The 20161-nt window shown below is 68.6% G+C and carries 17 protein-coding genes; 5 read left to right on the forward strand and 12 right to left on the reverse strand.

Going from position 1 to position 20161, the window contains the following annotated elements:
* Window positions 1–39: 39 nt before the first annotated feature.
* The 3 genes from ACXC9Q_RS22490 to ACXC9Q_RS22500 are packed head-to-tail and all read right to left on the reverse strand — an operon-like array spanning window position 40 to window position 3513.
* Window positions 40–735 (reverse strand): response regulator, encoded by a 696-nt coding sequence (locus ACXC9Q_RS22490; protein WP_457058596.1) that lies wholly within the window; start codon window positions 733–735, stop codon window positions 40–42.
* Window positions 732–2801: a histidine kinase gene (locus tag ACXC9Q_RS22495; protein WP_457058597.1), complete on the reverse strand. Its 2070-nt coding sequence runs from the start codon at window positions 2799–2801 to the stop codon at window positions 732–734. Before ACXC9Q_RS22495 ends, ACXC9Q_RS22490 begins: the two co-directional genes overlap by 4 nt.
* A 10-nt stretch (window positions 2802–2811) precedes the next feature.
* Window positions 2812–3513 carry a hypothetical protein gene (locus ACXC9Q_RS22500; RefSeq protein WP_457058598.1) on the reverse strand — a complete coding sequence of 234 codons (702 nt, stop codon included), beginning with the start codon at window positions 3511–3513 and terminating at the stop codon, window positions 2812–2814.
* A gap of 329 nt (window positions 3514–3842) precedes the next feature.
* On the opposite strand from ACXC9Q_RS22500, the gene ACXC9Q_RS22505 reads away from it, so the two are divergent.
* Window positions 3843–5795, forward strand: coding sequence for a hypothetical protein (locus tag ACXC9Q_RS22505; RefSeq protein ID WP_457058599.1), 1953 nt, complete (start codon window positions 3843–3845; stop codon window positions 5793–5795).
* Between the two features lie 53 nt (window positions 5796–5848).
* Here ACXC9Q_RS22505 and ACXC9Q_RS22510 read toward each other — a convergent pair whose 3' ends face one another.
* Both ACXC9Q_RS22510 and ACXC9Q_RS22515 read right to left on the reverse strand, forming a co-directional pair.
* Window positions 5849–7897 (reverse strand): tetratricopeptide repeat protein, encoded by a 2049-nt coding sequence (locus tag ACXC9Q_RS22510; RefSeq protein WP_457058600.1) that lies wholly within the window; start codon window positions 7895–7897, stop codon window positions 5849–5851.
* A gap of 18 nt (window positions 7898–7915) precedes the next feature.
* Window positions 7916–8539, reverse strand: coding sequence for a hypothetical protein (locus ACXC9Q_RS22515; protein WP_457058601.1), 624 nt, complete (start codon window positions 8537–8539; stop codon window positions 7916–7918).
* 436 nt (window positions 8540–8975) lie between these two features.
* Here ACXC9Q_RS22515 and ACXC9Q_RS22520 point away from each other — a divergent pair, with 436 nt between their 5' ends.
* Window positions 8976–9818 carry an alpha/beta fold hydrolase gene (locus tag ACXC9Q_RS22520; RefSeq protein WP_457058602.1) on the forward strand — a complete coding sequence of 281 codons (843 nt, stop codon included), beginning with the start codon at window positions 8976–8978 and terminating at the stop codon, window positions 9816–9818.
* A 37-nt stretch (window positions 9819–9855) separates the two neighbouring features.
* Window positions 9856–10806, forward strand: a complete 951-nt coding sequence (locus tag ACXC9Q_RS22525) for an alpha/beta hydrolase (RefSeq protein WP_457058604.1) — start codon at window positions 9856–9858, stop codon at window positions 10804–10806.
* A 1-nt stretch (window position 10807) separates the two neighbouring features.
* Here the strand turns inward: ACXC9Q_RS22525 and ACXC9Q_RS22530 are convergent, their stop codons facing one another.
* From ACXC9Q_RS22530 to ACXC9Q_RS22550, 5 genes are all read right to left on the reverse strand, one after another.
* Window positions 10808–13573: a helix-turn-helix transcriptional regulator gene (locus ACXC9Q_RS22530; RefSeq protein ID WP_457058605.1), complete on the reverse strand. Its 2766-nt coding sequence runs from the start codon at window positions 13571–13573 to the stop codon at window positions 10808–10810.
* A 56-nt stretch (window positions 13574–13629) separates the two neighbouring features.
* Window positions 13630–14247 carry a sigma-70 family RNA polymerase sigma factor gene (locus tag ACXC9Q_RS22535; protein ID WP_457058606.1) on the reverse strand — a complete coding sequence of 206 codons (618 nt, stop codon included), beginning with the start codon at window positions 14245–14247 and terminating at the stop codon, window positions 13630–13632.
* Between the two features lie 347 nt (window positions 14248–14594).
* Complete coding sequence (locus ACXC9Q_RS22540; RefSeq protein ID WP_457058607.1) at window positions 14595–15152, reverse strand: SDR family oxidoreductase; 558 nt, start codon at window positions 15150–15152, stop codon at window positions 14595–14597.
* Complete coding sequence (locus ACXC9Q_RS22545; RefSeq protein WP_457058608.1) at window positions 15040–15300, reverse strand: SDR family NAD(P)-dependent oxidoreductase; 261 nt, start codon at window positions 15298–15300, stop codon at window positions 15040–15042. The genes ACXC9Q_RS22540 and ACXC9Q_RS22545 overlap by 113 nt, the downstream gene beginning before the upstream one ends.
* 26 nt (window positions 15301–15326) lie before the next feature.
* The gene (locus tag ACXC9Q_RS22550) at window positions 15327–15578 is read right to left on the reverse strand and encodes an alpha/beta fold hydrolase (RefSeq protein WP_457058609.1); all 252 of its coding nucleotides are present in this window, start codon (window positions 15576–15578) and stop codon (window positions 15327–15329) included.
* A 272-nt stretch (window positions 15579–15850) separates the two neighbouring features.
* On the opposite strand from ACXC9Q_RS22550, the gene ACXC9Q_RS22555 reads away from it, so the two are divergent.
* Both ACXC9Q_RS22555 and ACXC9Q_RS22560 read left to right on the forward strand, forming a co-directional pair.
* Window positions 15851–16210: a methyltransferase family protein gene (locus tag ACXC9Q_RS22555; RefSeq protein WP_457058610.1), complete on the forward strand. Its 360-nt coding sequence runs from the start codon at window positions 15851–15853 to the stop codon at window positions 16208–16210.
* The gene (locus ACXC9Q_RS22560) at window positions 16207–17214 is read left to right on the forward strand and encodes an LLM class flavin-dependent oxidoreductase (protein ID WP_457058611.1); all 1008 of its coding nucleotides are present in this window, start codon (window positions 16207–16209) and stop codon (window positions 17212–17214) included. Before ACXC9Q_RS22555 ends, ACXC9Q_RS22560 begins: the two co-directional genes overlap by 4 nt.
* Window positions 17215–17285: 71 nt before the next feature.
* Here the strand turns inward: ACXC9Q_RS22560 and ACXC9Q_RS22565 are convergent, their stop codons facing one another.
* On the reverse strand, window positions 17286–18353 hold the full coding sequence (locus ACXC9Q_RS22565) for an alpha/beta fold hydrolase (protein WP_457058612.1): 1068 nt from the start codon (window positions 18351–18353) through the stop codon (window positions 17286–17288).
* A 191-nt stretch (window positions 18354–18544) separates the two neighbouring features.
* Window positions 18545–20140 (reverse strand): FAD-dependent monooxygenase, encoded by a 1596-nt coding sequence (locus ACXC9Q_RS22570; RefSeq protein WP_457058613.1) that lies wholly within the window; start codon window positions 20138–20140, stop codon window positions 18545–18547.
* Between the last annotated feature and the right edge of the window lie 21 nt (window positions 20141–20161).

A 20161-nucleotide genomic window follows, 5' to 3' on the forward strand; every position in this document is an offset into this window, starting at 1 on the left:
GAAAGGGAGTCGACTGGTGACGCGGCAACGCGCGGCCTTTTAGTCTGTTGGTCGCAGGTTCGAATTCGACTTGGGGCGTGGGTTGTCGGCTTGGCCGAGGCCGGCACGGCGGGCGCGTTCGATCGCCTCGTTGCGGTCGCGGACCTGGAGCTTGGTGAAGACGTTGCTCAGGTGGTTGCGTACGGTCTTGGGGGCGATGACGAGCGTGCGGGCAATCTGGCTGTTCGACATCCCTCGGGCCAGCAGCTCGAGCACTTCGCGCTCACGGTCGGACAGTTCGGGGAACAGGACGGGGTCGCGGGCCGACAGCGGCCGGGTGAGGTAGGCCAGCACACGGCTCGCGATCGCGGGTCCGAAGACCGCGTCGCCGCGGGCTACCGACTCCAGCGCCCGGAGTACGTCCTCGGTGTCGGCGCCTTTCACGACGTAGCCGCGGGCACCGGCGCGCATCGCGGCGAACACCGACTCGTCCTCGTCCAGCATGGTCAGCACCAGGACCGCGATATCCGGGTTCGCGCCGAGGATCCGGCGGGTTGCCTCGACGCCGTTGACGCCCGGCATGTTGAGATCCATGACTACGACATCGGGTACGAGCTGTGCGGCGAGCTCGACAGCGGCCTCGCCGTCCGCCGCCTCACCGACGAGCTCGACGTTCTCGAGGCTGTCGAACAACGCCCCCAGACCCCGGCGGAACGTCGGGTGGTCGTCCGCCACGATCACCCGGGTCCGGGTCATGGCGCGCTCCGCAAGGGAAGTTCCGCTGTGACCGCGGTGCCGCCACCGGGCCGAGGGCCGACCGAGCAGGTTCCGCCCAGCTCGGCGGCTCGCTCGGCCATCGCGGACATCCCGAGTCCGTTGCCGCGGTACGTGCGCTGGTCCGGTACGCCGTCGCCATCGTCGTCGACGTGGAGCCGCAGGGTCGAGTCGTCGATCTCGAACGAGACCCTGGAGGTGCGCGCACGGGAGTGCCGAGCCGCGTTGGTGAGCGCCTCGACGGCGATCCGGTACGCCGCCACCTCCACCGCCGCGGGCAGGGGAGGCAGGTCGGGTGCCGACACGGTCACCAAGAGGGCGCCGCGTTCGACCAGCCGGGCGCCGTACTCCTCGATGGCCGGCACCAGCCCGAGTTGGTCGAGGGCCGGCGGCCGTAAGTCGTAGACGAGCCGGCGTACGTCGGCGACGGACGTCTGCACCTCGGCCTTCAGTCCTGCCAGCGCGGCATCGGTCGCGGCCGGGTCGCGGGTCAAATTGTTGCGCGCAGCATCGATGCCGAAGGCGATCCCGGCCAGAGCCGGCCCGAGTCCGTCGTGGAGATCCCGACGGATCCGGCGGCGTTCCTCCTCCCGCGCGATCACGAGCGACTCGCGGGAGTGCAGCAGGTCGCGAGTCAGCGCGGCCGCATGCGCCGCGACAGCGATGTGGCGCGACAGGTCGGACACCAGTGCGAGGTCGCGCTCGCCGTACCGTTCGCGTGGGCCGCGCGGGCTGACCTGCAGTGAGCCGACGTCAGACCCGCGCACGGACAACGGCACGACGATCTCGTCCCCGGTGGGCGTTCCCACCGCTGCGGTCGGCGCCGTGTCGCCGGTGAGGATGACAGCCGCGTACGGCGCGCGAAGCGCATGTGCCACCGACAGCACCGCCTCGTTGAGCAAATCGTCGGGACTCGAGGTGAGTCGGCGACCGAGATCCGACAGCGCCTCGTAGGGGTCGCCTCTGTCGCCGTACACGAGTCGGTCGACCGCGTGCTGGAGCCTGGTTCGCAGCGGGGCGAAGGCCACCGCGACCACACCTGCGGCCACGACGCCGGCTACGCCCTCGGCGCGCGCGCCGAACAGCGCCTCTGCCAGGCCGACGATGGTCAGGAAGGCGATGAGCAGGAGCACCGAGAGCAGGCCGTACACGAGCACCCGTGGAAGGAGGAGGCCGTCGCGGCGGGTGAGGGCCACGCCGAGTGCCACCGGGAGAAGGAACGTGGCGACCACGTTCAGCACCAGAGCTGCCCCCGCGAGGCCGTTGGGAACAGGAAGCGCGATCGTCAGTGCGATGACCCCGACCGTGACGACCAGCCATCGCAACTGCGACCGTACTGCGGCGTCACCGCGCCGGAACCGCCACACGACCGCGGCCACGGTGCCGATCGCGGCACACGCGAGGGACACCATGCCGGCAGACCCGAGCACGCCAAGGGCGTCCGCCGCGGAGTGCCAACCGAAAGGGTTCGGATGGTCGCCGGCGAAGTCGGTCATCGGCCCGGGCGCCAGCGCAACGCTGATCCACACGGCGAAAGCGGCAACTCCCACCAAGGCCGCGACCACCCGCCACCGCGGTCCGGGCAGCTCGCCGGTCGGGAACAGCAACAGGATGAGGAGCAGCCCGGCCGGGACTCCGATCCACAACCAACTGGAAACCCACGCGCTCGGGACGGAGAGGGGCGATCCGTTCCGCAGCGCGTAGTCGGCGTAGATGTGCAGCACGATGGTCGCGGCGCACAGCACCCCGAAGCCCAGGAAGAGCCAGGCGAGCCGATCCTGGTGCGGCGGCCGGTCCTGCGCGCTCCGGCGCAGGACAAGGGCCGCCAGCAACGGGAACGCCGGCCCGGCGACGAGGTTGATCCACGACCCGGTGCCGACGATGTCGAGCTTCAGGTCGGCCGCGACCGCGACCCAGAGCGCGACCGCGACCGCGATCGTGTCGAGCACGGCGACCACGACCGCGACCCAGACCCAGGTCGCGGAACGTTGCTCGGCGTTGTCGGTCACCACCGCTTCATCGTCCCGCGACCCGCCCCAGTTGGCCATGAGGTCTTCTTCAGGCGCCTACGAGCGCCGAATCGGCCGCCCGCTGCCCGGATCCGCGCCGGAGGCCGGGCCGCACCGCGAGCCGGACCGCCACGACCGCCAGCCACAGCATTCCCGCCAGGAACGCCAGCGGGTTCGCGCCCAGCGGATCCTTGAAGCCGAGCACCGCCAGGCCCACACCGACAACGCCGACGACCAGACCGACGTACGCCGTGGGACGGCCCACCAGCCCAGCGACGTGCAGAGCCACGGCCAGTGACCCGACGAACACGGCGAACGGCAGCCAACTCACGATGAAGGCCGAACCGTTGATGTCGTTGAGGACCTGGGCGAGCTCCGGGGAGAGATGGTCGCGATCCACCGAGAGCGCGATGATCGGGGCCGCGGAACCCAGTTTGATCGCAAGCATCGTGATCGCCGCGACCAAGCTCGTCCCGGCAGCGGTGTCCCTTCCGCCTGTGTCCCGCCGCAGCACCCCCCACAGGTAGCCGACGAAGATCATGAACAGCACGAATCCGGTCACCTCCAGCACGAAGCCGACCGTCGCCGACGTACTCGATGCGGCCCGCGCCGCATCGCTGAGCACTTCCTGACCACTCGGGTGGCTCGACTGAGATTGCCCGGCGGTGGCCATGCTGTTGCCGATGAAGATCGCGGCGACGAACGCCGCACCGGTCGCGGCCCCAACCCTCGCACGGTAGGTGGTGAGCATTTCAGGTCCCCTCCAACACCGGCGCGTTCGGCCGGCCTGACCCCAACCTCCTCGCCCCCGCGTCCCAACGTCATGGGTCCCCCAGTCCCGACCTGTCCCGTCGATCTCGGCTGGATCGTCGGTCAGAACCGCGGGCGGACCTTAGCCTTAGGCTGGCTGGAGCAGGTACGGGCGTCGACGTCGGCGGAGGCGGGTTGATGGTCGAGTACCAGTTGGGCGCGGGCGAACCGCGGCGGACGACCGCGGGGTCGCTCTGGCAGGCGATGAGCGGCCGGCCACTGAGCGCTGAGCTTCTGGAGTGGCCGCCGGACCTCTTCGCGCTGACGTCGTTGTTGCTGGAGCGGTCGGGGGCCTTTCGCTTCGCGCTGTCGCCGCCGCCTGGGCGACAGTGGCCGCCCGAATCACGAAGCCGGTGGTCGACGACGGTCGAGGCGGTCGGCCGCGCGTGGAGTGGCGTCGTCGATGCGCCCGGAGAACCGGTTCCGCCGCTGCTTGTCAGCATGATGGACATCGTGGTCGCCGCAGCGACGACGCCGCTGGAGGAGCTTTCCACCGGCGCCGACTGGGACCTGTGCGCGGCACTGCTGACGCTGCACGCCATCGCCGATGAGGCGTGCGCCGGGCTCGGCGTCGCCCTGGCCGCTTCGAATCCCCTCGGGTGCGGCTATCGGGGCCGCGCTCGGGAGCTGCTCGCGCAGCGCGGCACACTCGCGCGCATTTCGCCCGACGCGGTGCTGGTGCTGCCCAAGGTGCGCACGCCTACAGGGCCAGGAACCTCCATCCGATCCATGTCCCGGTACGCGACCGCGCAGGGGCCGAGCGTCTGCGTGCGATGGCACAAACTGCCGGCCCGTCGGCGCGGCACCGAGCCTCGCGCCGATCATGTCAACTTCCTGCTGCTGCCGTGGCCGTTGCAGATCCGCGCAAGCGACTTTCGCCCCGTCGAAGGTTCCGCGCAGCGCGATACCGACGAACCGTATGGATTCTTCGACTTCGACCCCGCCGAGCGACTCGACCTGGATCTGGTCGACCGGATGCTGGTCGCCGCTCGCAACGAGGTCGACAGCATCGACGTGGTGTGCCTGCCGGAAAGCGCGCTCGCGGAGGATGAGCTTGCGCCGTTGGAGGCACTACTCGAGTCACATGGTGTCGCCTCGCTCGCCACCGGCGTACGCCGACAGCGATCACCGCTCGACGAGTTCCCCGACAACTGGGTGCACTGGGGCCTGTCACCGCAACTGGAGAAGGGCCGCTCCCGACCGCTGGAGGGCTTCGGCACCGGCTGGTTCCACGTCCGCCAGAACAAGCATCATCGATGGTCGTTGGACGCCGGGCAGATCTATCAGTACCACCTCGGAGGAGAGCTGCACCCCGCGATGCGGTGGTGGGAAGCCGTGAACGCACCCCGACGCGTTCTCCACTTCATCGAGTTCGGCGAAGGGTTCACCGTAGTAGTCCTGATCTGCGAGGACCTTGCGCAGAACGACGAAGTCTCCGACCTCATCCGCGCGATCGGCCCGACGGGGATCGTGGCGCCGCTTCTCGACGGGCCGCAGCTCGCATCGCGATGGTCCGCTCGCTACGCGAGCGTATTTGCCGACGACCCAGGTTCCGCCGTACTGACCCTCAGCGCGTGGGGCCTGGTAGACCGGTGCCGTCCAGGCGGACTCGCTGCCGCACGTGTAGTCGGCCTGTGGAAAGACCCCAGCAACGGCTTCAACGAGATCCCGCTGGAGCCCGGGGCACAGGGCGTTCTGCTGACCGCATGCGTCAGCCCCGCGCAGCGGCACAGCAACGACGGGCGTCGCCCGGTGCAGAACGCGGTCGACCTCTACGCCGTTGGCCAGCATCAGATCCGCCCGGCGCCGACTGGCTCCCAAGATGAGACGCCGGTTCAGCAGCTGTCAGGTCCGACGCCGCTGAATGTCGACGACCTGACAATCCTGTGCGGCTGGGCCGAGGCCGTAGCCGAGGCGTTGGCGTACGCGCCCGGCCGGGTTGCCGCAGTTCTGAGCGACGCCGCCGCAGGCTCGCTTTGGCGGGCCACGTTCGACCTCAACGAGCCTTCAGACCCGCTGCGGAAAGCCATCCAACTCATGGACGACGTGGTCAGCACCACCGCTGCCACCGGCGACCACCTCGACGCCATCCTGGCCGCGGTCAGCGACGACATCGCCGGCGCCGATGACCCGCTCGCGGGCCTGGTCCGGCGCGTCCTCCTGGCGGCTCTCGAACTCCGCGAAGGCCGGCGCAGACACGAAGAAGCCCAACGGGCCACATGATCACTCGCAGGCCGGGGTGCTGGCTCGGCGGTGGTGCGCGGACGAACCTGCAGTCACTTCTGGCGGACGTCGAACGACAGCCGATTGATCAGGTCACCGATGAGTGCAGCGGAAGTTGTCGTGCTCGGGTACTGGGCGATCACCACCCGGAGCGAGCTGTCCGCGCCAACTCCGGCCCAGCACAGGACTGCGCGGCCGCCACCCTTCTGCTGTCTGTAAACGCGGACGACGCCGTCTATACCGCCCACCGAACCGAACGATTGCGCCGTGGGTGCGCCCAGCCCAACGCAGCTGGACTCGGTGTCCAGCGCTGTCCCGGCCACGAGGCTCGCGGATCTGTCGAGGAGCTCCGCCGGGAGCGGCGCCGTACGTACTGTCAGCGTTTCCTCGTTGGAGGACAGCCGAACTCGTCCTGGCAGCGCGTCATCCATACTCCAGCCGGTAGGACGACAGGCCGAGATGCCGCCCGCCGGGTCATAGGAACTCGTGTACGACGTGGCCGCGGCGGTCGTGGTCACAGTGGCGGTGGCCAGCAACCGGTCATCGAGCCAGGCATCGAGGCGGTATTCACCACGACCCGTGCAGCCGCGGTCCACGAGAATCTGCCGGCCCGGAGACGCCGCGCTGAGCCGGGCGATCGCGACGAGGTTCATTCGCTGCTGCCAAGGCTCGTCCGGGCTGCGCCTGATGTAACCGATCCAGGAAACCCGCGACTGCGCGGAGAGGTTCGCTCGGTCGTACGTCGCCACGAGGTAGGGGCCACTGGCGGTCAGCTTCAGCGCCGAGATCTTCGCGTCCGCTCCCGCCGGGTTCGGGCCGGGCGAGACCTGTTCCGCTTGGTCAGCCACCAGCGTTCCCTGGAGCTCCCGCACCAAGTTCTTCCGGTCCGGCTCCATCGCGGCCAGGATCTCCAGCGCGGTGCGTGCACTGGCGTACAGATCAGCCTGTTCGACCGGGTCGGGCCTGCCGGCCGCGCGCCGACTCATCTCGGCGTACGACGCTCGGGCGTCAGCTTCCCTGCCTTGGGCTGCTTGGACAAGCCCCAGATTCGACCACGGCAGCGGCAGTCGGTCGTTGGACTCCAGCGCCCTGCGAGTCAGCTCCTCGGATTCGGCATACCGCCCGAGGTGAAAGAGGTTGGCGCCCTGGTTGACGAGCGACAGGTAGTCGGGAACCGGATTGAGGTCGAGTACCCGGTCCAGGTCTTCGATGGCTCGAAGCCGATACTTTTCGTCGACCATGGTGATGGTGTAAACGGCGTTCTCAGGGCTGCCGGCGCGTTCGAATGCAGTCGCGCGGGCCCGATAGGCCTGCGCATAGTCTCCACGCAGCCGTATCGCCGCGGTGTACGACTCGATGGCAGCGTCGGGCTGGGACAGCACCATCTGCTTGTCGCCCTCTGCGAGAGCGACAACCGCCGCATCTGGAGTGACGTGAGGCCGTTGGACAGCGGCAGCGACACCGACCAGTGCCGCGAAGCCCGCGATCATGACGGCGGGGACCACCACCACGTTCCGAACACCCTCAGTCAGCGTGAGCGACAGCCCCAACAGCGCGAGAGCCACCGCAAGCAAGGTGATTCCCAGAACATACCGGTCTGCTTTCGCGCCCCACGCCGTCGCGGTCTCCCGCTGCGCGTCGGCTCGGAGCGCGGTCACCCGCGGCTGGAAGAGGCGGTCGGCCGCCGCTCGGTTCACATCGGCAAAATGCGTCCCGTCCGTCTCCTTCACCGCGAGGTCCGCCAGTGCCTTCGACGACCTGTCCCAAGCCTGCGCCGCAGCTAGATACGCGTCCGATCCGGTGAGCGACGATGCAACCCGTGCGAACTCCGCTCGCTGGCGCAGCGATCGGGCTTCGGCATCATTGCCGGCCACCTTCGAGATCTCTACGTACGCCGCGCCGTAGTCGGCGAGGGCAGTGATCGACGCCTGTTGCGCACGAGCCGACAGGTCCTGCTCGTGCTCGCTCGCACGACTCGCGGCGAGAGCCAGCAGGCTCCCGAACAGCACGAGAAGCGCGGCCGAGCAGGCGATGACCTTTTTGAACGTCGTGTCCAGCGCCTCGATCTCCGGTATCTCGATCTGCGCCTCGGGAACAGGCATGGCATGCTCCGCTTCTCATCAGCCGCCGACGGCCAGATTGACGGCTGCTCCGACGGTCACGATCACGAACCCTGTCGTGGCTGCCGCGAGTACAGCCTTCCGCCAGCGAGGACGCACGACCCGGCCGACGGTCAGCAGCAGCACGAGCACGAGCAGCATGACGACCGCCACCATGGTGCGGATGCTCTGCGCATGCCGGCCCTCAGCGACCCGGGTGGTAGCAGCGGGCTGGTCCGGCTGCAGTTCCTCGAACGACTCGTACCCTTTGACCGTGTCAAGTCGACGCTCGGTGTCATAGGTCGCGGACGACGTCGGACCACTCAGGCGGGTCACGTCGAAGGTCGTCTCCCGGAAGGCATCAGCCATGCTGCGCAGCACCAGCGCATCGGCTCTCAGTTGCGCGGCTCGAGTTGCGTTTTCGGCCGACTGGGCCGTGGTCGCCTGCGACTCCAGCGCCTCGGCCTCGGCGAGCGTCCGACGGTAGCGACTCGCCGCAGCGGACTCGGCTTGCACCCGGACAGCGGCCACCGCCTGCTGACGTTGAAGCTGCAGCGTCTGCAGCGTGGCCTGACCGCGCGCCTCCGCGGCCGCGTCATCCTGGCCGACTGCGACGTACGTGAGCAGCGCCGCGGTCAGAGTCACGATACCGATGGCAACGGCTACAGCGCGTTCCCAGTCCCCCAGCAACCGCGCAACCAGACCGCCTCGCGGCGCGCCCGCAGCCCCCTCCGCTGCCGCCACACCCTCCGGCGGGGTCGGCGAAACCGCCCCCTGAAGATCGACCATGTCGGACTTCCCCCCACCCCACGAATCCGCAGGATGAGATCCACTGTCGATGCTGGAGGCACCGAAGTCCAGCCCCTGGACGCAAGATCGGCGCCGGTGGGAGGGCCGCAGCCCAACCTCCGGCCGGCAGCGGACGGCACCCGCGGGCCGTCGGTTCGGGCTCTGTTGCTGCAAGCAACATCTTTGCATGTCCGGGGGGACCGGGCTGTCACATCGCGGGTCCGTGCGCGGACGTATTGATGAGCCGGCCGGCACGCGGTCGGCTGTCCCCCGCACGGAAGTGGACAGATCCATGAGAATTCCCCTGAGGAACCCCGCTCGCCGACCCAAAGGACGCGGGCGCAGCCTGGCGTTCCTGCTGACTGCCGCGGCGCTGGCACTGGCGAGCATCAACCCGGTGCAGAGCGCTGCCGGAGAGCAGCGTGGAGCGAAGCCGACCATCGTGTTGGTGCACGGCTCCTGGGCGGATGCCTCGAGTTGGAACCGCGTCACCGAGCGACTGCAGGAGGACGGGTACACGGTCCGCGCCATCCCCAACCCGCTGCGCTCGGTAGCAGGCGACGCGGCGTCGGTGCGGGCCTTCCTGCAAACATTGATCGGACCGGTGGTGCTGGTCGGCCACTCGTACGGCGGTTTCGTGATCACCGACGCGGCCACCGGGCTCGCGAACGTCAAGGCTCTCGTGTACATCAACGCCTTCGCACCGGACACCGGCGAGACCCCGTTCCAGCTCGTGGGGCCGGATTCCGCGCTCTCGGCCGACCCGGCGACCATCTTCGACCTCGTACCGCCCACGCTGCCGCCCGGCCCGACCACCGACGTGTACCTCAAGCGGTCGACCGTCTTCACGTCGTTCGCGACCGGGTTGAGCGTCCACGACAAGGATCTCGTCTACGCGACCCAGCGACCCGGCGCACTGGGAGCACTCAACGAGCCATCCGCAACCCCGGCCTGGAAGACGATCCCGTCCTGGAGCGCGATCGGCACCAAGGACCAGATCATCCCGGCCAGTCAGCAGCGGATCATGTCCAAGCGGGCCGGCGCCACCATCACCGAGTACGACGCCGGGCACCTCGGCCTGATGTCCGACCCCAAGACCGTCACCAAGGTGATCGAGCAGGCCGCGCGCAGCTGACCCCAACTAGAACCTGTATCAAAGGAAGGACAATCTGATGGCCAAGCACGTTCTGGAGGAGGCGGCGCAGGGGATCGCCGACGCGACGTCGCAACCGCCGTTCCTCTACCAGCTGTCGAAGGAAGAGGCCCGCAAGGTCCTCGACGACATCCAGGCAGCACCGATCGACAAGCTCACCGTCGACGACCAGTGGATCACGGTACCGGCCGAGGTCGGTGACGTCCGGGTCCGGATCGTCAAGCCGGTCGGCGCCGAAGGGCTGCTGCCCACGATCCTGTACATCCACGGCGGTGGCTGGATCCTCGGCAACGCGGGCACCCACGACCGGCTGGTCCGCGAGCTGTCCGTCGGCGCCGAGGCCGCGGTCGTGTTCGTCGAGTACGACCGCTCGCCGGAGGCGCAGTACCCGGTCGCGATCGAGCAGGCGTACGCCACCGCCCGCTGGATCACCGCGCACGGCCGCGACGAAGGCCTCGACCCGAGCCGGCTGGTGATCGCGGGCGACTCGGTCGGCGGCAACATGACCGCGGCGGTGACCATGCTGGCCAAGCAGCGCGGAGACGTCACCTTCGTGCACCAGTCGTTGTACTACCCGGTGACCGATGCCGCGCAGGACACCGACAGCTACCGCGAGTTCGCCGACGGACCGTTCCTGACCGCCAAGGGAATGGCCTGGTTCTGGGACGCCTACCTGCCGGACCACACCCTACGCGGCGAGAGCACCGTGTCGCCGTTGCGGGCTGAGCTCGACGAACTCGCCGGTCTGCCGGAGGCGTTCGTCATCGTCGACGAGAACGACGTACTGCGCGACGAGGGCGAGGCGTACGCCCGCAAGCTGACCGAGGCCGGCGTCCGCACCACGAGCGTCCGCTACAACGGCACGATTCACGACTTCATGATGCTGAACCCGTTGCGTGAGTCCGCGGCCGTCACAGGGGCGATAGAGCAGGCGATCCACGTGCTCCGGAAGGCACTCGGCGTCAAGTAGGTCAGACCGCCGAGACCGGGCTTGCGGCGTCGATCAGGGTCGCGGAGAGCTGTTTTCGCGACGTGACGGCCAGCTTGGTGAACACCTTGCGGAGATGCCATTCCACGGTGTGATGACTGAGGAACAGCTGGCTGCCGATCTCTTGGTTCGTGAGCCCGCCGGCAGCCAGCTGGGCGATCTGCGCTTCTTGTGCGGTGAGGATGTCACGCGTCTCCACCTGCCGCCTTCGCGCTGTCGCTCCGGTCGCGACGAGCTCCTGGCGAGCCCGCTCGGTGAACGCCTTCGCGCCCATGTCGCCCAGGCTGTCGTAGGCGACGCGCAGGTGGAACCGGGCATCCTGGCGACGCTGCTCACGGCGCAACCACTCGCCGTACACAAGGTGGGCACGGGCCAGGTGTACCGCGATCCGCGTGCGGCCGAGCCGCTCGATCGCCTCTCGGTAGAGGACGTCGGCGGCCGGGCCTACGGTGAGCAGTGCCCTCGACCGGGCCAGGACCCCGAGGCCCCAGTCGGTCCCGGCTGGGCCCGCGTGTTGCTCGAGCTGTTGCAGTGCCTCGGCCGCTGTTTCATCGGCATTGCTGCGCGCGGCCGCCTCGACGAGTTCGGCCAGGGACCAGCCGAAGAATCCGAGATCCGCCTGCTCGCAGGCCCGGCGGGCTGCGTCGAGGGCGGCGTCGTACCGGGAAAGGCCGTTGTAGAGCACGGCGGTCACGTACTCGCACAATGCGAGCGCCCGGCCTTCGCCGCGCTCGGTCGCGTCCTTGGCCGCGGCCTCGATCGTCGTCATGGCTGCGCCCTCCTCGCCACGCCAGGAGGCGAGCATCAGGCGGGAGTACCGCAGCGGCGCCCTGCCGGTTGCCGCGGCGATGGCGTCGGACTCGGAGATGAGTGAAGCCGCCGCAGCGAACTCTCCGGCGTGCACGTGAACGCCCGCCCGGTGCGACAGTGCCACCGGGAGGACACCGAGGGCTCCGAGCTTTCGACCGAACTCGACGGCGCGGGTAGACAGGTCATGCCAGGCGTCGTCGTCCCAGAGCTCGGGCGCGACCGGTTCGGGCGCGGCCGGGCAGGCCAGCCACAGCCAGTGCTCCAGCCTGGCCGCTCCGCGAGTGGCGTCCGCGCGGAGGGCGTACAGAGCCTTCCGCAGTGGTTGTACGGCGGCCCCGTACCCCTCGGTGAATCGCGTGGCGACCCCGTCCAGAAGGAGATCCATCGGGCCGGCCGGCGCAGGGGCAGGACGAGCCGCGCGCGCTGCCTCGGCCGCTTTCACGACGTCGCCGAGCCGGCCGCCGAAAATGGCTGCATTGAGCGACTCCAGGTATGTCTCCCGCGCCAACGGGTCACCCAGGTCCTCGAGCCGGTTGGCCGCGTCGAGGAGCAAAGGACCGGCATCGCTGCTGCGGCTGCGGGCGAAGACGATCTGGGCGCGCAGCCGCGCGAGGTGGGCGCTCTGGAGGTCGTCCAGCGGGCCGATCTCCGCGGCGGCGAGCAGCTCGTAGGCGGCGTCCGGTTCGCCGGCCCGGAACTTGGTGCCGGCGGCGGCCAGCGCTCGCCCGGCGCGACGTACCGGATCCGGTGTCAGTCCGGCCGCTCGCTCCAGAAAGGCAGCGGCTGCGGCCAGACCACCGCGCGCCCGGGCCCGCTCGGCGGCGCTCTCCAGTTCGGCGGCCACCGCCTCGTCGAGCCCGACGGTGGCGTGGGCGCGGTGCCAGGCTCGCCGATCAGGATCCACTGCGGGGTCGGTGGCTTCGGCCAAGGCACCGTGCACCCTGCGCCGGTCCGCCGGCGAGGCGTCCCGGTAGACGACCGAGCGGATCAGCGGATGCCGGAACCGTACTCGGGCACCGATGTCGATCACGTCGGCGGACTCCGCCGGTGCGGCTGCGTCGGGACCGATCCCCAGCCGCTCGGCAGCTCGCCAGAGCAGGGCGGCGTCACCAATCGGCTCGGCGGCGGCGGTCAGCACGAGCAGCCGAGACTCGGGCGGCAGCGACTGGAGGCGACTCCGGAAGCCTTCCTCGATCCGGCTGGTCAGCGCACGCGCGTCCGGGGCGTCGGGGAGTCCGAAGCCACCTGCCAGTTGGCCGGCCGACAGAGTGCGGGGCAACTCCATCAGCGCCAGCGGATTGCCTCGCGTCTCGGCCACGAACCGGTCCCTGACGCGCTCGTCCACGACACCCTTGAGGGCCACATCCAGCAGGGCGCGGGCATCGCTGAAGTCCAGACCCGTCACGGCGAGTTCGGGCAGGCCCGACAGCTCATCGGCTGCGCTGGGGTCACGGGCCGCGAAGATGAGCGCCACCCGCTCGGCCAGCAGCCGGCGGGCCACGAAGGCCAGCGTCTGAGTGGACACCCGATCCAGCCACTGAGCGTCGTCGATCAAGCAGATCAGCGGCTCGTCCTCGGCGACCTCGGTCAGCAGGTTCAGCATCGAGACGCCGACCAGGAAGCGGTCCGGGGGGTCACCCGGAGTCAAGCCGAACGCGGTACTGAGGGCGTCGTACCTGGGGGTGGAGAGGTCCGGCCGCAGCTGGGCGCACAGTTGGTGCAGGCCGCCGTACGCCAGCTCCAGCTCGGACTCGACGCCGGCTGCTCGCACGACGCGGCTCGCGGCGGGGTGCGTCTGCAGGTAATCCAGCAAGGCGGTCTTGCCGATTCCGGCTTCGCCGCGGAGCACGAGCGCACCGCTCTGCCCGGCTCGAAGACTGACTACGAGCCGATCGAGCGTCTCGCACTCGCGCTGCCGGCCTTGCAGCTGGATCGCCATCCACCACCGCCCAATAGCCGAGCCTAAGCTGCGGGCAGTGAGGGTGGCAACGACCCTCAGGCCGCCAGATCGGCGGCCAGGACCTCCTCCAGGTCGGCGAACTCGCCGGCCTGGGCGGCATTCAGGAACGCGTGCAAGAAGGTCTCGTGGGAGGCCGAGTTCGCCACTGTACGTGCGTCGGCGGCGAGATGTGTGCGGGCGCGGCTGACCAGCTGCCTGGCGTTGGCCACTCCGACCTGGAGTCGCTCCGACATCTGCCGGTACGGGTAGCCGAACGCCTCCCGGAGCACGTAGGCGGCGCGCTCACTCGGAGTCAGTTTCGCCATCATCAGCTGTACTGCCTCTCCGACGGCTTCGCGATGTTCGGTCTGAGTCGCCGGATCGTTGCCGGCATCGCCTGCCTCGGGCGCCCAGCGATCGACCAGGGCCTCGTGCCGCCGCCGGGCGGACTTGCGCACGTTGATTGCGAGCCGGGTGGTCATCGTGGTCAGCAGAGCCTGCGGGTTCGCTACGACCGTGCGGTCCGTCTTCTGCCAGCGCAGCCAAGTCTCCTGGACGACGTCCTCGGCCTCGCTCGTGCTGCCGAGCAGCCGGTACGCGATCGCCATCAGCCGCGGCCGCAGCTCGACGAACGCCGCCAGTGCCTCGTCGAGGTCCGATAGTTCTTCCTTCACCGTTCCGGCCTTCCTACACTCTGGAATGTCCTCCCTTCACATTCCGTCGCCGGCGCCGCCGTCGCGCCCTGGCAGACCCGTAGGCAATCCCGTGGTCAACGTGATCCGTCCTGACTACGGGATCCCGTCGAGTGCTCCCGGACCTCCGGGAGGTGCCCGTGCCTAGCCCTGCTCAGCCACGGCTCGCGCCGACGTCCCGCGCCGTACGAGAACTGGAGACCGCGGCGATCCGCTGCCCGCGACGTGACCGCCCAGGCGACAGTTCGTGCCCTATGCATGCCCTCGTGCTGCGAGCCAACGCCGTCGCGTACCAATCTCGTGCTCGGCGCGCATCCTCGTTGCTTCGGCTACTCGCCTGTGAAGCGGAACTCCGCCTGCCACGGGCCGTCGGTTTGGACAACATCCCAGTAGCGCTCGGCAATACGGTCCGGGTCAAAAGCAGTACCGGCAACGATCTGTCCGGCAATCGTGAGCGTCGCCACCCGGATGCCGTCCGGTTCCAAGTCGGCCCCAAGCATCGTGGCGGCTGACCGGAGAGCGGCTTTGCCGAGAGAGACCGTCGCGAGGGCTGGGATCGGATGATCTGCGAATCCACCCCCGGTGACGATCATGGTGCCGAATCCTGCGGCCTTCAGTGCTGGCGCGGCTGCCTGCGCGACAAGGATGGCGCCAATCACGTCGACGGCATAGGCGGCCTGCAGGTGAGCAACACTCGCGCTCAACAGTCGGTCAGGTGCACCCATGACCGCGTTGTAGATGATGACTCCGGGCGCATCTTCCCCGCGGTAGAGCTCAGCGATCCCGAGCGCCCAGGCCCCCGGGATCGCTTGCGTCCGCCTCGATCGTGCCGATCTCGGCGCCTGTGTCGGACAAGCTGCCCGCGAGATCACCCAGTCGATCGGCACTCCGGGCTACCAACGTGACTCGGTAACCTCCGACCGCGAAACGGCGGGCGACGGCCATGCCGAGGCCTGGGCCGGCGCCGACCAGTAGCAGGTGACTGCGGTTCCTCGTGCCGACTCTCTCAGGGTCGCTGGTAGATGTATCTGCCATCAGGGCTCCTCACCCGTTCTCGCAGTTCAAGTGGACTGGGTGTGAGCCGCAGAGATCACATTGCCGCCGTACGAATGGCCGCCGAGCACGATCGGACCGCTCAGGGTCCGCAGGAAGTCGGCCAGGTAGGCGGCGTCGCCGGCGAGATCGCGAAGCGGGTTGCCGAACCCGATGGCGGAGTACCCGCGGTCCTGCAGCGCACAGATCTCGGTGTCGAAACCGGTCGCGTCGGCCCACGCACCGTGGACCAAGACAATCGTCGGCATCTCAGCAGCCATTCTCGTCTCCTCCCCTGTCTTTAATGCGGTTTGCCGGGGCCCGGGCGGCGGGATCAGGCGGGGCGACGAGACCGTCAGGTGCGGGCCGGTGACCTACCGCAATTCGACTCGATATCGCGAGGCATCACAACCCCCGCATCCGGGTTCGGCTGGGTTTCCGGTCGCGGTCCCAGATCGCGGCCTGGGTCGTCGCCGGCGGTCGTTGAGGCCCTGACGAAGTGCGGTAGTTCCACTGCTGACAGGCGATCTCGGCGTCACTGATGCTGAAGGATGTGACAAGCTATCCGACCGGCGCGGCCTCGCGCGTCTACTCCGCGTTCGCCTACCTTGCGTTCGCGCTCACTGCGACATGGGCGATCGCGTTCCTCGCCGACCTGCCAATCGTCCCCGCCATCGACGACGCCCCCGCGGGGCCGGCCTGGCTGGCGGTGCCTGTCGATTCGGCCCTGCTGTTCGCGGTCGCTGCATCGGCATACATCGCCGTGGGGGTCCGGTTCGAGGAGCGTGACCTGCACCGTCACCTCGGAGACGTGTACGGCGAGTACGCGCGGCGCGTGCCCCGGTTCGTGCCCCGCCACCCGCGATCGGCGTACGCGGTCCCCCGAAGCGAGACGAAGGCAGGCCTGTCATGACAATGTCACCGGACGGATCGACCGAGCGCCCCGCGAGCCGTATCCGCGTCGGTACGGCGATCCCGGCGATAGGAGGCCGTCTGCTCACGGGCACGCATCGGCGCGAGGCAGTGATCGGCATCGCCGACGCCGGGCTGGACCACGTGCTGTTCGGCGACCACATCAGCTTTCACGGAGGCTTCGGCATGGACGGCCTGATCCAGGCCGCCGCGTCGCTGGGATGCCGCCCCGACCTCGATGTCTACGTCGGCTTGTACCTGCTTCCGCTGCGCCACCCGGTTCCGGTGGCCCGCCAGCTCAGCGACCTCGCCGAACTGGCGCCGGGCAAGCTCACCCTAGGCGTCGGAATAGGCGGCGAGGACCGCCACGAGGTCGCTGTCTGCGGCGTCGATCCGGCGACCCGAGGCAAGCGGATGGACGAATCACTGACGGTCCTGCGCAACCTGATCGCCGGCGATCAGGTGACCTTCCACGGCGACCACTTCACCGTCGACGAGGCACTCGTACGGCCGATCCAGACCAAGCCCGCCCCGCTGATCGTCGGAGGCAGATCGCCGGCAGCACTCGACCGCGCCGCGCGCCTGGGCGACGGTTGCCTCGGGATCTGGATCTCACCCACCCGGTTCGCGGCAGCGACAGCAACCATCGCCGCCCGGGCAACGGAAATCGGCCGCGAGACCGCAGCGTTCTCGCACGGACTCAACGTCTGGTGCGGACTGGCCCCGAACCGCGACCGTGCCAGATCCGCCGTCGCCGATGCGATGCAGTCCACCTACCGGCTGCCATTCGACAAGTTCGAGCGGTACTCGCCAATCGGCTCCGCTGCGGAGGTAACCGACTTCCTCGGTCCTTATGTCGAGGCAGGGTGCACAACCTTCAACCTCATCCCGTGTGGCGACAACCCCGACACGGTGATCACAATGGCCAGCGAGATCCACCGACAGCTCACCGGCGATGCTCGGCGAGCCGCTCCCCACGACACCCTGATCCGCATCAGAACGTAGCGGTGACGAGGCGCTCATCGGCCCCGACTGGCGGCTGCCGTTGGTCGCAGCGGCAGCCGCCCGATCGCCGGTTATCGCAGGAACTGCAGGAGGATCCTGGTGAGCTCGGCGGGGTGTTCTTGGTAGAGCCAGTGCCCGGAGTTCGGGACGACCACCCCGGTCACGTTGGTGGCGTACCCGCGGACCCAAGTGGCCTCACGGCTACCAAGGTTGCCCGAGGCACCGATGGCGAGGACTGGCATGCTGAGCTTGGTCTTCTGGTAGATGGCGTTGTCCTTGACGTCTTGCGGCAGGGTGGCGAACCACTCGATGCTTGCCCGCAAGTGTCCGGGTTGTGCGAGGGAGTGGGCGTAGATGTCCATGTCGCATGCGGTGACGGCACCCTTGACCACCTCGCTCGTCGGCATGAAGTCGGTCACCCACTGCTGCTCCCGGCCGGCCATCAAGTCCTCGGCCAGGCCGTTCTTCTCGGCGAACAGGCCGAACCACCACAGCCCGGGACCGTTCGGAGTCAGCGAGGGGAAGGTGTAGATGGTCGGGTCCGGGATCGGGGCCTCGCTGAGCACAAGTTTCACGACGTCATCGCGATGGGCGGCGGCGTACGGATAGGCGACTGTGGTGCCGATGTCGTGGCCGACGATCCTGATGTTGCGGCTGAGGCCGAGCTTGACCATGAGCGCGTAGATGTCGGCGGCCATGGCCTTCTTCGTATAGGCGGCGGAGGAGGCGGGAGCATCGCTCAGCCCAGCGCCCGGCAGGTCTGGTGCGACGACCGTGTAGTGCTGGGCGAGAGCGGGCAGGACGTGGTCCCACGTGTACCAGGTCTGCGGGTAGCCGTGCAGCAGGAGCAGGGTGGGCCCGTGACCGCCGCGCACGTAGTTGATGCCGATGCCGTTCACTTTGACTTTGCGCTCGATGAAGCCGGCCGGGGGTGACGGGTTGAGTGAGCAGGCGCGCTGGGCCGTCAGGGCAGCGCCGCCCGGGGCGGATCGAGCGCGAGCGGATCCGGCTTGGGCGGACCCCCCCGGTCCGGCCGCGATGAGCAGCCCGGCGATGCCGGCGACCGCCGCGATGACGATGGCGAGTGCACGCACGCTTATCAGGTGCGCGAGACGAGACGACCGTGCAGCTGTATTCATTTCCAAACCTCTCGCAAGCGGATAGTGCTTCCACTCGATGAAAACCTCCTGCTCGAGAAGGCCGTTACCAGACTTTGTGGGCCTGGATGAGATGGCTTCCATCTCTCCTGGAGATCCACCTCAGCCGGCTCGGCGGTTTGGCGTGAGTGCCACCTTCCCGATGAAGGAGATCGCAGCAAATCCGGGTGGTTTCAGCAGCCGACTGGTCTTCCTGGAGGCAGGATTCGCCCGAGGTAATCCAAGACGCGGACTTGGTCCGGGTCGGTGACACGCAGGCCGACGTAACCGTCAGGCCGCACGATCAGAAGAGTGTCGCCGTCAATGCCGTAATCGCGGTGAGCGTGGCCCTCGTGATCGATCACCGAAGTCGCATCCAGGCCGGCGATGGGAGAATCGGGCGGTAGGACAGCGAACGACCGCAGTTCCCGAGGAAAGCGGTCGGCGAGAACCTGGGCGGTCTTGCGGCTCTGCGGCCCGAAGGCGAGCGCGGTCAGGTGCGGACCGCGGAAGAGGTCGAAGAACCGGGCGGTGGTGCCGTCGGCTGCCTGGACCAGCGAGTCCAGTGCGCGGTCCCCCGGGTTCACGACCGCATCAGATCGCGCGGGGCCGTCGTTGAGTGCGCTGGCGGGATAGTTCAGATTCAGTTGCAGGGTGTCCGTACTTCGCCCCTCGCTCGGCACGCCCCCTTTGAGGCGTTCGGAGATGAGCTTCGAGGAGAGACTCAGAATATCGGCGGCGATGGGGAGCCGTTCCTCCTCGTAGGTATCGAGGAGTGTTTCAGGGGCTCCGCCCAGCACGTGAGCGATCTTCCAGCCGAGGTTGTATGCGTCCTGGATACCGGTGTTCATTCCCAGCCCTCCTGCCGGCGAGTGGACATGGGCCGAGTCACCGGCGAGGAAGACCCGGCCCACCCTGTACCGGTCGACCATCCGCACGTTGAAACGCCAGACGGACTGGGACACAACGCGCCGGACGCGGATATCGTTTCGCCCGCTCCGCTGGTCGATCAGGCGCTGAATCTCCTCCCGTGAGAACTCCTCCGCGGCATCGGGGGACACACCGATCTGGATCTGGAAGGTGTCCGTGGACGCCAGCGGGCACAGCGCCAGGAGCTTCCCGTCGGGGCTGGGCCACCAGTGCCAGAAGTCGCGGTCCAGGCCGCTCAGTTCGACATCGCCGGTAAGCATTCTGACTGTCTCGTCCGTCTGCCCCAGAAAACCGACGCCGATGAGCTTTCGCACCTCACTGGACGCCCCGTCGCTGCCCACGACATAGAGGACGGAGACGTTCTCACGCCCGCCCGCGTTCTGGATGGTGACATGGGCGGCGAATTCGCCGTCCTGCTCCAGTCCCACAAGCCGCGACCCATACTCCACGGTCACGCCCAGTTCTCCGAGCCGCTCGCGCAGCACCTCCTCCACGCGCCACTGCGGGATCAGCATGGTGCGGGTGTAGGGGGTGGATCTGCTCGGTTCCTGGGCATCGGGGTTCACCTCGCTAGTCCCCAGGACAGTCGTGCCCTTGTACTTGCGTATCGGCGTACGGGAGCGTCCAGACGCCATGATCCGTCCGACCACACCGAGGTCATCGAGCACTTCGAGGCTGCGGGGCTGCAGCCCTTTGGCGCGCGAACCCGACGACGATCCGTCGGCGGCGTCGATGACACGCACCGCGATCCCCCTGCGCGCCAGATCGCAGGCGGCGACCAGCCCCACGGGCCCGGCTCCGACTACCAGTACCTGGACCTTCGTGGAACCGGTGACTTCGCGCTCGTCGGTGCCTCGCATATCTGTGACCCTTCGCTCTCC

It is taken from the genome of Kribbella sp. CWNU-51 (assembly GCF_054073265.1).

Excerpts from the sequence above, each read along its gene's own strand:
- ACXC9Q_RS22490 (WP_457058596.1), bottom strand. The coding sequence starts at position 735 with ATGACCCGGACCCGGGTGATCGTGGCGGACGACCACCCGACGTTCCGC.
- ACXC9Q_RS22495 (WP_457058597.1), bottom strand. The coding sequence starts at position 2,801 with ATGGCCAACTGGGGCGGGTCGCGGGACGATGAAGCGGTGGTGACCGAC.
- ACXC9Q_RS22500 (WP_457058598.1), bottom strand. The coding sequence starts at position 3,513 with ATGCTCACCACCTACCGTGCGAGGGTTGGGGCCGCGACCGGTGCGGCG.
- ACXC9Q_RS22510 (WP_457058600.1), bottom strand. The coding sequence starts at position 7,897 with ATGCCTGTTCCCGAGGCGCAGATCGAGATACCGGAGATCGAGGCGCTG.
- ACXC9Q_RS22520 (WP_457058602.1), top strand. The coding sequence starts at position 8,976 with ATGAGAATTCCCCTGAGGAACCCCGCTCGCCGACCCAAAGGACGCGGG.
- ACXC9Q_RS22525 (WP_457058604.1), top strand. The coding sequence starts at position 9,856 with ATGGCCAAGCACGTTCTGGAGGAGGCGGCGCAGGGGATCGCCGACGCG.
- ACXC9Q_RS22530 (WP_457058605.1), bottom strand. The coding sequence starts at position 13,573 with ATGGCGATCCAGCTGCAAGGCCGGCAGCGCGAGTGCGAGACGCTCGAT.
- ACXC9Q_RS22545 (WP_457058608.1), bottom strand. The coding sequence starts at position 15,300 with ATGGCAGATACATCTACCAGCGACCCTGAGAGAGTCGGCACGAGGAAC.
- ACXC9Q_RS22550 (WP_457058609.1), bottom strand. The coding sequence starts at position 15,578 with ATGGCTGCTGAGATGCCGACGATTGTCTTGGTCCACGGTGCGTGGGCC.
- ACXC9Q_RS22560 (WP_457058611.1), top strand. The coding sequence starts at position 16,207 with ATGACAATGTCACCGGACGGATCGACCGAGCGCCCCGCGAGCCGTATC.
- ACXC9Q_RS22565 (WP_457058612.1), bottom strand. The coding sequence starts at position 18,353 with ATGAATACAGCTGCACGGTCGTCTCGTCTCGCGCACCTGATAAGCGTG.
- ACXC9Q_RS22570 (WP_457058613.1), bottom strand. The coding sequence starts at position 20,140 with ATGCGAGGCACCGACGAGCGCGAAGTCACCGGTTCCACGAAGGTCCAG.